The 14,832-nt window shown below is 65.6% G+C and carries 11 protein-coding genes and 1 pseudogene; all 12 read left to right on the plus strand.

Features of this window, described 5'->3' with window-relative positions:
- The first annotated feature begins 142 nt into the window (after window positions 1–142).
- Entirely contained in the window at window positions 143–1,495 is a 1,353-nt protein-coding gene (locus D5S19_RS16275) for a DUF6002 family protein (RefSeq protein ID WP_120024196.1), read from the plus strand.
- 176 nt (window positions 1,496–1,671) lie between these two features.
- Window positions 1,672–2,808: a hypothetical protein gene (locus D5S19_RS16280; protein WP_120024197.1), complete on the plus strand. Its 1,137-nt coding sequence runs from the start codon at window positions 1,672–1,674 to the stop codon at window positions 2,806–2,808.
- 47 nt (window positions 2,809–2,855) lie between these two features.
- Complete coding sequence (asnB, locus tag D5S19_RS16285) at window positions 2,856–4,676, plus strand: asparagine synthase (glutamine-hydrolyzing) (protein ID WP_120024198.1); 1,821 nt, start codon at window positions 2,856–2,858, stop codon at window positions 4,674–4,676.
- Window positions 4,673–6,337 (plus strand): DUF885 family protein, encoded by a 1,665-nt coding sequence (locus D5S19_RS16290; protein WP_147397416.1) that lies wholly within the window; start codon window positions 4,673–4,675, stop codon window positions 6,335–6,337. Before asnB ends, D5S19_RS16290 begins: the two co-directional genes overlap by 4 nt.
- Window positions 6,338–6,528: 191 nt before the next feature.
- Window positions 6,529–7,023 carry a cobalamin B12-binding domain-containing protein gene (locus D5S19_RS16295; RefSeq protein WP_325050275.1) on the plus strand — a complete coding sequence of 165 codons (495 nt, stop codon included), beginning with the start codon at window positions 6,529–6,531 and terminating at the stop codon, window positions 7,021–7,023.
- Window positions 7,020–8,339, plus strand: a complete 1,320-nt coding sequence (locus D5S19_RS16300; RefSeq protein WP_233573968.1) for a methylaspartate mutase — start codon at window positions 7,020–7,022, stop codon at window positions 8,337–8,339. The genes D5S19_RS16295 and D5S19_RS16300 overlap by 4 nt, the downstream gene beginning before the upstream one ends.
- A 222-nt stretch (window positions 8,340–8,561) precedes the next feature.
- A pseudogene (locus D5S19_RS34150) lies at window positions 8,562–8,873 on the plus strand (hypothetical protein); the annotation flags it as partial.
- A gap of 6 nt (window positions 8,874–8,879) precedes the next feature.
- Window positions 8,880–9,685 (plus strand): IS5 family transposase gene (locus D5S19_RS16305; RefSeq protein WP_233573969.1). Its coding sequence is split into 2 segments (ribosomal slippage): window positions 8,880–9,225 and window positions 9,225–9,685, totalling 807 coding nucleotides; the frame shifts between segments, so codons are not numbered across the junction.
- 28 nt (window positions 9,686–9,713) lie between these two features.
- Window positions 9,714–10,457 (plus strand): cyclase family protein, encoded by a 744-nt coding sequence (locus tag D5S19_RS16310; RefSeq protein WP_120024202.1) that lies wholly within the window; start codon window positions 9,714–9,716, stop codon window positions 10,455–10,457.
- Window positions 10,458–11,221: 764 nt separating this feature from the next.
- Window positions 11,222–11,686 (plus strand): hypothetical protein, encoded by a 465-nt coding sequence (locus D5S19_RS16315; RefSeq protein ID WP_120024203.1) that lies wholly within the window; start codon window positions 11,222–11,224, stop codon window positions 11,684–11,686.
- 98 nt (window positions 11,687–11,784) lie between these two features.
- Entirely contained in the window at window positions 11,785–13,992 is a 2,208-nt protein-coding gene (locus tag D5S19_RS16320) for a hypothetical protein (protein WP_158605545.1), read from the plus strand.
- A complete protein-coding gene (locus D5S19_RS16325) occupies window positions 13,989–14,789 on the plus strand; it encodes a hypothetical protein (RefSeq protein ID WP_120024205.1) in 801 nt (266 codons plus the stop codon). The genes D5S19_RS16320 and D5S19_RS16325 overlap by 4 nt, the downstream gene beginning before the upstream one ends.
- Window positions 14,790–14,832: the final 43 nt, after the last annotated feature.

The raw sequence follows: 14,832 nt of genomic DNA on the forward strand, positions 1-14,832 counted from the left end.
AGCCTTGATCTGGTTCCGTCCTTCATTGTGCGGAGAACCGGGCGGAGGCGGCGTTGTTTCGGCTGGGGGTCGTCGGGGTGGGGCGACGGCTGTGCCCTCATGGCGAGCCATCGCCATGGACCTATCGAGGAGGGATCCGACCATGTTGGTTGCGGGCCAAGCCGGCGGCGCGGTCAATATCGTGCAGAATGCGCTCAGTAAATACCATGGGCACATCCGGACCGTCGCTCGCGTCCTGACGGCCGCCCGTGGCGGTGACCTGGCAATCCCGCTGGAGCCGCTGGACGTCTTCGAACAGTTCACCGACGTCACTGATATCGGACTGAGTCAGGTAGGCCAGAACACCTTCCTCCTCGACCTGATGCGCAATCCCGGCGCACGGACGACCAAGACGATGGCGTCGCTGCTGATGGTCTCACGTGCGGTCAGCCATATTCGGCGTACCGGTGAGCGGATCCTGATCTTCACGCCCACGTCGGGCAACAAAGGTACGGCTTTGCGCGACGCGATCGGGCGGGCGTACGAGTGCGGTCTGGTCACCCCCGAGCAACTGCGCATGGTGATGCTCGTCCCGGAAAGCTCGCGGGCGAAGCTGCGCGACTGCGCGCTGACCCGAGAGAACACCCGGCACTCAGTCAACCCGGTCGCCATGGCAAACGTCGATCAGCCCGCTGATGTCAAGCAGATGTCTGCCGAGGTCGTCGCCGCGCATGCGGCGGAAATCATGGACACCACGGGTTTCCGTGTCTGGTACACCCTCGATCTCGACAACTACCGGATCGCCGACGCGGCGCGGGCTTTTGTCGAGGCCGAGCTGCTCCCGGTCACGGAGAACTCGCCTCCGCGGCTCCACGCACACGCCGTGTCCAGTGCGTTCGGCCTGCTCGGTTACCACCTTGGCTTCGAGGCGCTCGCCACGGGACTTCCCGGCCTGCGTGTGCCAGCGAAGCATCCCGGCTTCTTCCTGGTCCAGCAGTTGGCCACGCCTGACATGGTGACCAGCCTCCTCGGTACCAAGGTGCCCGACTACGCGTACGACTCGTCGTCAGGACTTTGGCGGCAGGAAGCCGCTCTTGAGTTCCCCGCCGTGACCGATGCTCCGGACGAGACGATCGACGCCACCTTCTACACCAAGTCCCCGGCGACCTCCGCACAGGTAAACGCGATCGTCGGCAGGTACGGCGGAGGCGGGGTAGTGGTGTCCAGGCGGGAGTGCCTGACTCGCTTCGCCCAGGTCCGCGCCCTGGCGTCGAACGCGGGTATCGAGATCGGTGCGGACCCGGCGTCGATCCGCGAGTGGTCACTGATCAAGGTACTGACAGGTGTCCTGGTAGCCAGGGAACGCGGACTGGTCGCCCCAGGCACCGACGTGGTCGTACACGGCTCCGGCAGCTACGACGACTCGGTGCTCCCTCCGATGCGGGATGAGCACATAACCCGCGTCAGCACCTTTGAGGAACTCGCCGCACTCGTCCGAGCTACAGCGTCCGCGTGATGCCAGGCGCCGCCGGCTGACGCGGCAACTGAGCTCGATCGGGACCGACGTCGAAACACAGGAATTGCGGCACCGGACGGACTTCGGGTGACGAGGCGAACCGGCGAACGGAAGACAGCCGATTCTCCGAGGTGCCCAGCGGGTTCGGCCCGGTGCCGGGACGAGATGGAGGTCGTGTGGTACTGACAAACTGGCGCTACGCATGGAACAACAGTGCCGACCCCCGGATCGTACGTGCGCATTCCCTGGTCGATGCCGTAGCCGGGGTGCGTCCGGCCGTGGTGCGCTCCGCCGGCTCGCCGGATGCTCCGGTGCTCGCGTACGGCGGCCTGTCTCGTGGAGTGATCCACGTACTCGACTTTCTCGAACAGCGACGAGGAGGCGTCCCAGCACGCACCGAGCATCGCAGCACCTGGCCGGAGCTGGCGCATGCTGACGCCGTCTCGGAGACCGACATTCTGGCAGTGGGCATGCCAGTGCGCCGGACCCCGGCGCCGCTGCCGGCCCATAGTGTGCTCGCGCCGCTGCGGATCACTCTCTCCGTCCCCATCGGCCGGGATTTCGAACCGGTGCTCAGGCGGATCGCGCGCAAAGCCCGCCAGCAGTACGCCAGGGAACTGGTCGCGCGGGAACGCACTCTCGAGGTCGCTTCGAGCGCGGTGGATTTCGACCATTTCTACGACGGCATGCATCGTCCGACGATGGCCGTTCGGCACGGCGCCGCGGCGCGGTCGGTGTCCCGCCGTACTGCGTGGGCCTGTCTGTTCCGCAGGGGCGTGCTGTTCTTCCTGTGCGAGTCGGGTCGCCGGACCGCCGGGATGCTGTGCAGACTCGACGGCCGGACTCTGGTCATCCGGTTGGCCGGTGTCGAGGGCGGCGGTTCGACAGCCTATGAATCAGCCACCTACCTGGCGCTGTACATCATGATCTTCCAGTGGGCTACCGGACGTGGCGTCACGCGAGTGGACCTGTCCGGCTGCGAGCCGTTTCTCAGCAAGGGACTGTTCCAGTTCAAACGCAAGATGCACCCGGAGGTCGCGCTCCCCGCAAACCATTTCGGCGAGCAACGACTGCTGCTACGCGTATTGCGCGACCGGCCTCCGGTCCGTGATTTCCTGGTGGCAAACCCGATGCTGGCCATGTTCTCCGAAGACGGCTTCGAAGCAGTGTATTTCCACGACGACCAACGGCCTGCTCGGCTCGACCTGCGATGGGAATGTCCGGGGGTGTCCGGGAAACGTCTCGTTCACCTCGACGAGTTCCTCGACGGCCTGTCGGCAGTGGGCCGGCCGCCACGCCTGTCACTGCGCTGAGCAGCCGCATCCGTGAATATCCGTCTGTCTGCCAAAGGGGGAGCGTGATGTGCGGCATCACCGGGTGGGTCGACTTCACCCGTGACCTGACCGTCGAGCGGAAGCTGCTGGCGGCCATGACCGACACCCTGCGCCCTCGCGGCCCGGACGCGGCCGGACTGTGGCTCGCCCCCCACGTCGGACTTGGTCACCGCAGGCTCGCGGTTGTCGACATCGAGGGCGGCGTGCAACCGATGCTGGTGCGGCGGCGCGGGCCGGACACCGCGACGGTGCTGACCTACAGCGGCGAGCTCTACAACTTCCGCGAATTGCGAACACAGCTGATCACCCTCGGCCACCGTTTCTCCACTTCGTCGGACACCGAAGTCGTGCTCACCGCGTACCTGGAATGGGGCGCGGGCTTCGTCGACCGGCTACGGGGGATCTACGCGTTCGCGATCTGGGATGCCGCCCGCGAGGAACTGCTCCTGGTACGGGACAGGCTCGGCGTGAAGCCGCTGTACTACTACGCGTACGAAGGTGGCGTCCTGTTCGCCTCCGAACCCAAGGCGATACTGGCGAACCCGCTGTTCACACCGCGCATGAGTGTGGACAAGCTGCCCATTCTGTTCAACCCGCGGCTCACCATGCCCTGGGAGACACCGTTCACGGACTTGCGTCAGCTACAGCCGGGGCATCTGGCCAGGGTGGGCCGTTCCGGCACGCACGAGACTCCGTACTGGCGCCTCGTCAGTCGTGAGCACCACGACGACTACGGTACGACCGTGGGCACGGTCAGGGAGATACTCGACGACGTCGTCGTTCACCAGCTGGTCGCCGACGTGCCGTTGTGCACGCTGCTTTCCGGTGGCCTGGATTCCAGTGCCATCACCGCACTCGCCGCGCTGCGGTCGTATGGTGACCTGCAGTCGTATTCCGTCGACTTCGCTGGAGCCGACGATGATTTCACGGCCACCGCGCTGCGCCCGGAACGTGATATGCCGTTCGCGCTGGCCGCGGCCCGGCACATCGGTGTCGGCCACACGCCGATCACGCTGGAGCCTTCTGCGCTGGCCGAGGTCACGCCCACGACACTGGCCGCCCGTGATCTGCCCAGCCTGGGGCAGTTCGACGCCTCCATGTACCTGTTGTTCGAGCAGATCCGCGCACGGTCCACGGTGGCGTTGTCCGGCGAAGGCGCCGATGAGGTGTTCGGCGGATATCCCTGGTTCTTCGACCGGTCCACCGTCTGGGGCGACACTTTTCCCTGGCTCGGCTCGGCGCCGAGACTGACCGACTGCCTGGCGCCCGACGTGCTGGCCAGCGTCCGTCCCCACGACGACGAGCGCGACCGCTACCGGACGATGATGGCCCGTGTTCCCCGGCTGGCCGGCGAATCGGGCCTGGCGGCCCGGATGCGCGAGGTGCTCTACCTCAGCCTGCAAGGACCGTTGTTGTACCTGCTTGACCGCAAGGACCGGATGAGCATGGCGCTGGGACTGGAGGTCCGGGTTCCGTTCTGTGATCATGTGCTGCTCGAATACGTGTGGAACGTGCCTTGGCCGATGAAGGTCGCCGACGGCAGGGAGAAGAGCCTGCTGCGGGCAGCGGTGAGCGATCTCCTGCCACCCGAAGTGCTGTGGCGGGCCAAGAGTGCCTATCCGGCAACGTTTTCCTCCGACCACGCCAAGGCCGTGCGCGCGGATCTGGCCACTGTGCTGAACGACAGTGCCTCTCCGTTGCGGGAGTTGCTCGACATGCGCAAGATACGGGAGGCGGCCGACGGCCAGGTGAAGACGATGACCATGGCGAACAACCTGCAGTTCGTGCTGCCCGTCGTCGAGGTCGATCGCTGGCTGCGCACGTATGACGTCAGCATCACCTCGTGAGCGGAACGTCGATGACCGCGATGAGTACGTTGGCCGAAGAGTTCTGGCAGTGGCGTGAGGCCACGCGGCCCGACTCCTTCGACGACGTCTGCAGGGTACGGCGTCCGTCGGCGTGGGTGCCGGACTGGTCGGCGGCGGCAGTTGAAGACCGACGCCGAGTCTTGGCCGGGTTCGCCGGACGCTACAGCGCGCTCGAGGATTACGGCGCGCCGGTGGCTGACCAAGTCGACCGGCTGCTCGTCGGCTCCGCTCTCGCGCGCGTGCATTGGGAGCTGAACCTGCTGCGGGACTGGCAGCGCAACCCGGGCTTCTACCTCGATCAAAGTCTCGGCCCAGTGGTCAACCTGTTGCTTCCCCCGCCGCCGTTCACCGAGATTCGCGCACAGTCGCTCGTGGACTGCCTGCAGCGTGTGCCCGCGGTCCTCGCGGCCGCGGAGGAGAATCTGGCCGGCCACGCTGCTGCGCCCTTCGCCCGGTGTGCGTTGCTGCTGCTGGAGAAAGCGAGCGAGCAGCTGGCTACAGCGATGGCCGCGCTTGCTCCGCTGTTGCCCACTGCCCAGCAAAGGGTCTTGCAGAAGAGGACAGCCGCCGCCTGCTCCGCCCTGACGAGCTTTCGGATCTGGCTCGGCGACCGGCTCTCGACGTTCGCGACCGCGACGAGCGTCGGCGCCGAAGCGTTCGATTTCTTCCTGCACCGAGTGGCGTTGCTGCCGTACCCCGTCGAACACCTTCGCTGGATGGGCCGTCAGGAGTACCAACGCAGCACTGCCGCTGAATTGATCATGCGTGCCCGTCACCGTCGAAGTGCCCCGGCACCGTTGATCGCCGACGTGGCACAGCAGGTCTCCCGTCAGCGTGAGGACGAATCAGGTGTTCGCGCGTTCTGCTGCCGACGTGGCTTGGTCGATCTTCCCGACGACCTGCCTCACTACCGCAACGCTGCCATGCCTGCGTATCTGGAGCCGCTCAGCTGGCTGTGTGTTCCGCACCACCTCCCCTCGCCCGGCTGTCCCGCCGGCGACGCACTGCGGTACATCCGCGCCCCGCGAGAGGATCTGCCCTACTTCGAGCTCGCGGAGGCACGTGACCCCCGCGTCGGCATCGCACACGAAGGCGTACATGCCTGGCAGGCAGCACTGTCCTCGCGGCACCCCAATCCGGTCCGCCGCCACTACTACGATTCCGCGGCGAACGAAGGAATTGCCTTCGCCAACGAAGAGGCCCTCCTCACGGCCGGGCTGTTCGACAACCTTCCCGAAAGCTCGCTGTTTGTCCTGAACGCCATGCGGCTTCGGTCGTTGCGCGTCGAGATCGACATCGGGCTCGCTCTCGGCGAGCTCACGATCGAGACGGCCGCCGACCGGCTCGCCACCTCGGTGGCGATGGACCGCCGAACGGCATGGGAGGAGGCGGTCCACTTTGCCGGACACCCAGGGCAGGGGCTGAGCTACCAGACGGGCAAGCAACAGGTACTGGACCTGATGACAGCCTGTGCGCACGATCGACCGGATACGTTCGACCTCGCCGATTTCCACATAGATCTCTGGTCTGACGGCAACGTGCCCATTTCCCTTCGACGCTGGGAGCTGCTTGGTTTGTCCGATCATGTCGATCGGGCGCGAACGCTGGGCGCGGGCGAGGGGCCGCCGGTGCCTGCTTGACCACGGCGAGGGTCCGAAAGTCACGATGGCGTAGGAACCTTCATGATCAGCGGTCCCTCCGTGCCTGCTCCGAACCACTCGATCTTCGGTGTGTCGCTACCCGAATCAGCAGGTCAAGCCCGCTGCGCCGGTAGTCCTGTTCGAACTCCGACGGTGAGTGATCCAGATAGAGACAATGCTTGGAGGACAAGGTGATCCAGCCCGATATCAGGATGGGAAGCGAGCAGGCCGACGTCGATGAACGCCGAGGGACCGTGGTCGTCACCAGCATGTCCTCTGACTCGCACACCTGGAACCTGGTGTTCCTGCAGCTGCTGATCGAGGAACTGGGCTACGACGTGGTGAACCTCGGCCCGTGCGTCCCTGACGATGTGCTCGTCGACCGCTGCATGGCCGTCGCGCCGTCGATGGTGGTGATCAGCAGTGTCAACGGCCATGGGCACCAGGACGGTCTGCGTGTCATCGACAAGGTGCGCGCCTGTCAGCAGCTGGTCACGACGCCGGTGGTGATCGGCGGCAAGCTCAGCGTCTCCGACCAGCACACCGCGGCGCGGATCGAGCAGTTGATGGCCGCCGGCTTCGACGCTGTGTTCGACGACAGCGGCCGCGGTATCTCCGACTTCCTGACGTTCGTCGGCTCGATCTCGGCCATTGACACCGGTGCGGTGGTCGAGGTCTCAGCGTGAGTTCAGATCCGGTCTGCCGGGCAGGTGTGGCCGACCCGGACCGGGCGGTCGACTTCGGCGGGTTCGTCCGGCGCAATGGCGGTTCGGGACGGCTCGTGGTGCAGCCGAGGATGGGCTTCTGCTCCGCGGAGCAGATGAGGGCCGGGCTGGTGGCCACCAAGCTGGCCGCCGCCACCACGGTCGGCACGATCACCCTCGACAGCTACACCAGGGTCGGTGACCTCGACTCGGTGGCCAGTGCGCTTCGCGACGGAATCGACCTGAACGGATACCCCATCGTGAGCCGTGACAGGGCGACCACGAGGTGGGTGCTGTCCGCGGTCCAGGACAACGACTTCCCGGTCCAGATCCGGCATGGCTCAGCTGCGCCGGGGGACATCTTCGCCGCGCTCATGGCGTTGCGCCTCAACGCGACCGAAGGCGGACCGGTCTCATACTGCCTTCCCTACGGGCGCACGCCGTTGGCAGAGTCGGTGGGCAACTGGAAAGAAGCAGTGCGACGCTTCGCCGAATTGCGCGCGACGGGCGTCCAGCCGCACCTGGAAACCTTCGGCGGCTGCATGCTCGGCCAGCTCTGCCCGCCGAGCCAGCTGGTAGCGATGAGCGTGCTCGAAGCGCTGTTCTTCTGCCAGCACGGGATAGCCAGCGTCTCGGTCAGCTATGCACAGCAAACCGACGCGGCACAGGACCGGGAAGCGGTAATCGCTCTGCGCAGGCTGTGCGCCGAGCTGCTGCCGGTGTCGGACTGGCATGTCGTGATCTACGCCTACATGGGTGTCTTCCCGACCACCGACGAAGGCGCCTACCGGTTGCTCGCGCAGGCCGCCGACCTCGCCGTCACCACCGGCTCGGAACGGATCATCGTCAAGACGGTCGCGGAGTCGCGTCGGATCCCCACCATCGCGGAGAACGTGGCCGCGCTGGAACACGCAGCACGGGCAGCGGAGGCCGTGCCGGTGGCCCACCCGGCAGTTGAGGCCGAATCGCAGACCTATCGCGAGGCGTTGACCCTGGTAAACGCGGTTCTCGACCTGCACGCCGACATCGGGACGGCGCTGTTGCGCGCGTTCGCGAGGGGCTACCTGGACATCCCGTACTGCGTTCATCCTGACAATGCGGGCCGCACCCGCAGCTATGTCGACGAGGACGGGTGGCTGCGGTGGGCCGACACCGGGGCGCTGCCCTTGTGCTCGTTGGTCGGCAATGGACGGACACGCCGGGTCACATCGTCGCAGCTGCTGGACGACTTGTCGTATGTGCGAAGGAAGTTCGACACCGCCATCCCGCTGGCTGGTTCGGACTGTGCGCGGTCGTGATGGTGATTGAGCTGGAGCGGGAGCTCGGTTCGGGGCGTGGTGCGATCGCGCGGACGGCCAAGCATTTTGGGGTTGAACGCGGAGACGGTGCGGGTGTGGGGTCCGCAACGATGAGCAAAGGAGACGGCCTTCGGGTGTGGTGGAGTCGGGTTCGGAGGCGGACAAGGACGTCCGGATCCGTGAGTTGGAGCAGCGGTTGCGCTAGTCGGAGATCCGAAGTTCGCCGTCCGGCGTGGCTGCGCCGACACCGGCATGGTCAGCCAATTCTTCATCCCCGGAGATCCGAACGATCCTGATGACGATCCGGACTTCCGTGTCGCTGCAGCATGGGCAGACGGGCTACGCCAGCTGGGTATGCGTCTCGTGCCCGAACACACGCTGGGTGACAAGATCCCAGGTGGCCTCAAGCAGCTCGCATTCTGGATCGTCAAACGTCAGGCCACTGGTGAGACAAATCGGCCACAATTCACGCCGGTCGCGGTCCTTAGAGCGTGTCTCACTTGGATGTTGGTTGAGGTGCGGGCAAGATCATGACTTGTGATGGACGAATTGTCGCGGCGGCTGGTGCCCGACGAGTTGTGGGCGCTGGTGGAACCGCTGATCCCGGCGGGAAAGACGCGCCCACAGGGTGGCGGAATGTCCCGGGTGGACGATCGGGCAGTGTTCACGGCGATCGTGTTCGTGCTGACCAGCGGGTGCGCTTGGCGGCATCTGCCGCCGAGCTTCGGGGTCACGGTGCCCACCGCGCATCGCCGGTTCTCCGAGTGGGCGGCCGCGGGACTGTGGCGCGATGTGCACCGGGCGGTGCTGGACGAACTGGGCAGCCAGGACATGATCGACTGGTCCCGCGCGGTCCTCGACGGAGCGTCCGTCAGGGCCAAAAAAGGGGCGGACTGACCGGGCCGAGTCCGGTCGACCGCGGCAAGCCCGGCTCGAAGATCCATGTGCTGTCCGACCGGGCTGGCCTGCCGCTGACCGTCGCCATCTCCGCGGCCAACACCCACGACAGCCACGCACTCAAACCCCTGGTCAACGCGATCCCCGCCGTCCGCTCCCGCCGCGGACCACGGCGCAGCAAGCCCGTCAAGCTGCACGCCGACAAGGCCTACGACATCCCCGCCCTGCGTGACTGGCTCCGCCAGCGCCGGATCATCCCTCGTATCGCCCGCAAGGGCATCGAATCCGCTGAGAAACTCGGCAAACACCGGTGGGTGATTGAAAGAACGATCGCCTGGCTGACCGGCTACCGGCGCCTGACCGTCCGCTACGAACGCAAACCGAGCCACTACCTCGCCTTCCTCACCCTCGGCGCCACCATCACCTGCTACAAGAAACTCGCCAAATAAGACAAGCTCTCAGTATGAATGGCATGGTATGCGGCGTACAGCTTACAAGATCGATGAGGAGTCGGGAAGCCCGTTCATGACGGTGTGGGCGCCGAACGCCCCGTACGGTTCGATGCCGTTCGCCGACGATGGCATCTTCACCGAGCGCCTTGACGAGGTACGGCTGGAGTCGCTCGTTCTCCGGCCCACGGTCATTCTGGACGTTCCAGGTACGGAACGGTACGAGATCACGGGCGAGGACATCCAGCGAGCGGTCGAGAAAGCAGACTACCGCGAGGGGGACGATGTACTGGTGCGAACGGGTTGGGGCAGCAAGTCCCGTGCGTTCGAGATGGGCCCCAGCTACGTCCTGGATGGGCCGGGGTGGAGTTACGACGCGTGCGTTGAGATGAGCGAAGCGATGCGCGCGCACAAGTCCGCCATCCTGATGACGCATGCGCCGCTGATCATGACGGCGCGCTACCAGGGTTGGAGCTGGTCCGCGGGCGCTGAGCAACTGGTTCCCCGTCCGAAGCCGTGGCCTTCGATCGAAGCGAGTGAGCGACTGCTGGACTCTCCGGAACCGGGGCCGAATCAGGTGAGGCGTCCCACACTGCCGCCGGAGGCCGGCAAAGGCGGATACAAGGAGCTGCTGAACAGTACGCTCGCGATTTGCAAGTGCCTGGTCGAGGCTTCGGAAATCCGGGCGAACAGGGTCCGGATGATCATTCTGCCGCTCGTCGTTCGCAACGGTGGCGCAGCTCCCTGCCGGTTCATCGCGGTCGAAGAGTGAGGCGTCGCCGGCGCTGAGGTGCGCTGTCTGACGGTCAGGGCGGCGGTCCGTCACCCTGACCGCGGAGGCGCGGAAACTGATTCCGGTTGGCGACATTCTGAGTCGCCAGCGTGGACTACCCACGGTTTCGCCTTCGCGGACCGGGGCAGGGATCATCGACCGCGACCGGGAACCGGCACCGCGACGACGCTGTCGGGCCAAGAACAGGCCGGACGGCGTCGTTGCGGTCGGCTGCAGGCGCTGGCCGGCCAAGGCAGCTGCGCCGATGCTCCGTACTCTTACTACGACTTCTTCCGGATGGACACGGGGAAGACGCGCGCCCGGTATGCCTTCTACGGCGCAGCCGCCCTGCTGGACCAGCAGGTCAAGCGCGACGCGGGACCTACCGACGTCCAGTACGAAGTTCTTGTCCGCCTTGCCGGCGGCCTGGCGCGCGAGCTGCGGATGACCTCACGCCTGATGAGCTGGAGACGATCGCTGCTGCGCTCGGCAGGGTTCGAGACCGGATTCTCGATCAGCCGCACGACTCGACCGGACTGGTGTAGCCGCCGGATACCGTGCACTCGGCTTGCGGCTGGATACGCAATTGATCGAGATTTAAGGAAGAACAGTCCAGCTGTGTGGAAACGCTGATTGTTGCTGGCTGGAGCCCCTGCCTCTGTGCGAGTGTGTCGGGACCGACAGTGACCGTCGGCCGGCCTGCGATTTGACCGCACGCCGGTGTCTCCACGTTCCGGGAGTGTCTCGTGCCTGACCCCTTAACGTTGACCACAGTCAGCGCCGCCGTCCTTCCCCAGTTGGTGAAGCTCGTGTTCGACCAATCCGGCAAAGTCTTGGACAAGCGCCGGTCCGCGGCCGGTGCAGAGACGAAGACCGGCGATCAGGAAGCGCGCACGCTCGATGATCTGGAACGGCAGGTTGAAGTTCTACGGAAGTACATCGTCGACGGCGCTCGGCTCGAGGTTGCCGACAGGGAGCTGGTCGAGGCCTTCGACGCCGTCTGCCGGCACGTCGAGTCGTTGACCGGGCAGCCTCTTGACCTGGCCGCTGGACTCAAGCAGAGCGGGGTCGAGGTCGAGATGGAGCGCGCTGACATCGATGGTTCTGCCACTGCGGTGAAAGCGACCTCGATCGCCAGTACGGCCAGGGTGGCCGTCAAGTTCAACGACGGCGTGGTCCGCGAGACCGGGGAATTCACCGCTGTCGAAATCAACGGGCCGATCGGATGAGCCAGCCCTCCGACGAGACTGGCGGCGAACAGCGGTTGGGGCCGCAGGAGGTGCCGATATCCGAAAACGTGGGGGAGTCGTCAACGTCTCCTGCTCCCGTGGGAGAAGATTTCTCCCCGTGGCAGCCTCCAGTCGTCGAAGAGCGCAGGTCTGATGAGCATCCGCAACTGAACGTCGGACCGGACGGGTCCGGCGTGCAGTCCACCTTCTCCGGAAATCTCGTACTCGGTGAAATGAACGGCGTTAAGGTCGTCAACGAGGTACAGGCGGCGCTCGAGCACCTCAACGCCGATGACGACTACCTCAATCTGACCTTGCAGCTGTTCGCGCCTCCCGAGGGTTTCGACAGCACCTACGCGAAATGGCGCGACGGTGCCCGGCTGCTCACCATCGCCCGGCAGCCGGGTACCGGCCGTACGGTGATCGCTCACGCAATGCTCGCCACTCTCCGCCGGCAGAGCCGGCAGCAGGTCAAGGTCGGAGCCTTGCATTTCGGGGGCGGCGAAACGTTTCCGGTCGACCGGCTGCCCGCGAAACACCGCCGTTGGGCGTATGTGGTCGAGGTCCCACCGGACGAGGAGGGCTTCCGGCTTCATTCGCGGCTCTTCCGCATGACGCTCACCCAGTTGGCGGCAGAACTCGAGCGCCGCGAGTCCTGGTTGATTTTCCTGATCAGTCCTGAGCAGTGGGCCGGCTGCGTGGACGAGGACGTCAAGGACATGGAAGCCGAGATCGGTGCCGCGGTGCCGGCGGACATGGTGCGGAAAGCTCTGCGGTTTCGGGAGCCGGAGCTGGACGTGACTCGCTGGCTCGAGGCCAAGCCGATCCAACGGATGCTTGATGGTCGGCCGCCGGCTGAAGTTCTCGAGATCGTCGAGTTGATCCGCTCGGCGCACCGCGCGAATCCGGACCAGCTGGTCGCGATCAAGGCGGACGACAAAGATCCGGACTATGCGGACCTCTCCGACGGCGGTGACCGCTGGTTCGCCCGCCGGGTGCAGACCGTGGTGGAAGCCAAGCGGAACTGGCGCAAGCCCTTGCTCGAGTGGCACCGGAAGCAAGAGCGGACGAGCGTGCAACGAAGCTTCCTGCTCGCCGCGGCGGCGTTGCCCGGTGCGCCCGGCTCCTATGTTTACGCGCTGGCCAGCAAGCTGGAGGGAACGCTCAGCGGCCAGGACCAACCGGGCCTCGCCGCACTCGACGCACCCGGCATCATCGAACTCGTCGATGCTGTCGAAGCCGATCTCTCGGACAACGACACCGTCGTGTTCCGGCACGACGGATGGGACGACGCGGCACTGCACTACTTCTGGACTGATCGCCCGTTTTCTCGCGCAGCTTTCATGGCCTGGCTGGCGGATGCGCCAACCGACACGCACGGGAAGACGTTCGACTCCGTTTCCAGTGACCAGCTGCAAGAACTCGCGGCCCGCATCGCCCGGTTCGCGGTTCACTGGGCGGTGCGGCAGGAGCGCCCGGAACCGCTCGGCAAGCTCGCCGACACGTGGCACGACTCGAAGTTGTGGCCAGTCTTCGTCGCGGCACTCGACGAGGCCGCCACTCAGTCCAGCACGCACCGCTACATCCACACCATGCTCTTGAAATGGGCCAAGAGGAAAGACCTCGCGTTGTGGCGAGCAGTCGCGGAGGTATGCGGCCTTGAGTTCGGCCGGCGGCACACCGGCAAGGCACTCCGTCGGCTCAGGCATGTCGCCGTGGTTGCCGACGAGGAGATCGCCAAGGCTGTCGAGCGCAGCGTCATCACGTTGTGGGACGACACGTCGGTGCGGGAGACGCTGTTCGAAACTGTGATCGCTTGGTGCAAGAACGTCGACACCGCCGCGGTCGCGTATCGGGCTTTCAGTGCGCTAGCTGCGAAGACCGACGAGAACAACGACATTCCCACGCTTCTCGCTCGACGCGACGACGTCTGCTTCACTCCCTCGCCCGACGGCCTGACCGCCGGCTGGACCGTCTTGCTTTCGCCGCAGGCAAGCAAAGAAGCCGAATCCGTGGTGCACGCGACCGTGCACCAGTGGCTGGATGTCGCAATGTGGCGGTCCGACCTGCGGGACGAAGTACTCGGGTTGTTGCGCAAGGCGGTGGATCATCCCGAACAACCGGGCGTTGTCTCGCCGCGCGAGCACCTCCGCCACTATGTGTTCACCTGGCACGAATCCGGAGATGGCAGTGATACCGCTGAACGTGAACGCATCTATCTGAACTTGACCAAACTCTTCGACGGTGACTTCTCCCGCCGCCTTCGCGGCGAGGACCCCGCCGACGGAACGGATCACGCGGCATGACGTGGGGCGCGGGGCGCTGGCACGACCTGCGGGACTACGTGCACCATGACCATTATCCGAGTGTGGATGACGACGTCGCGTTCAAGGTCACTCTGACCGTTCGCGCACGTGTCCGGTCACGTCGCGGCCAGTCGCCTCCCGATCCGCTGGACCTGATCGTCCCGGCCGCGGACAAGGTCATCCGGCCTGCGGCCCGCCGCATCGGCGGGCTCCGTTGCGGCTACCTTCAGCACCGAGTCGCCGGCGAATTGGCAGAGCTGACGTCGAAATCGACCAAGGACGCCCGGATAAGCGACGTGTATTGCCGGGTCAAACTCGACGAGGAGACCGCCGCACGCGCTCGAGAAGTGCAGCGGATGCGCCACGAACTCGAACTTGACGAACTTGCCAGGCAACAAGCCCGCGCCCGTGCTCAATTCATCCGGGACGAGTGCCTCGCCGACCCTGCCACCGCCCGTGTCTACACCCTGCTGGAGAGGTCGCCGCGGCTTGGTGAGCTGGCCGGGGTGCTGGACGGGGACGATCTCGTGGCCCAGCTTGCGCAATGGCACGAGCCAGCCATGCCGGTCCTGATCGCGCAGGCAGTGATCGGTCTGCTCGGACGGCTTACTCCGAAGCAGAGTTACGACATTGTGGACAACTTCATCGGGGTGGTGCGCGGCTACGGAGCGCCCGAGGTCGCGGACCAGCTGCAAGCGCTTAACAAACATCCGGACGAGGGCGTTCACCGCGAGGCATTTCCCGCGGATGTGGTCAACGGGGCGGCGAAACACAGTGCCGCCCCGAATGTGTCCTAGCAGAACGCCGGGCAGAGCCGAACTGCCGGGCGACGCTCGTGCT

It is taken from the genome of Amycolatopsis panacis (assembly GCF_003600245.1).
In the GTDB taxonomy this organism is placed as follows: domain Bacteria; phylum Actinomycetota; class Actinomycetes; order Mycobacteriales; family Pseudonocardiaceae; genus Amycolatopsis; species Amycolatopsis sulphurea.

Excerpts from the sequence above, each read along its gene's own strand:
- asnB (WP_120024198.1), top strand. The coding sequence starts at position 2,856 with ATGTGCGGCATCACCGGGTGGGTCGACTTCACCCGTGACCTGACCGTC.
- D5S19_RS16275 (WP_120024196.1), top strand. The coding sequence starts at position 143 with ATGTTGGTTGCGGGCCAAGCCGGCGGCGCGGTCAATATCGTGCAGAAT.
- D5S19_RS16310 (WP_120024202.1), top strand. The coding sequence starts at position 9,714 with ATGCGGCGTACAGCTTACAAGATCGATGAGGAGTCGGGAAGCCCGTTC.
- D5S19_RS16325 (WP_120024205.1), top strand. The coding sequence starts at position 13,989 with ATGACGTGGGGCGCGGGGCGCTGGCACGACCTGCGGGACTACGTGCAC.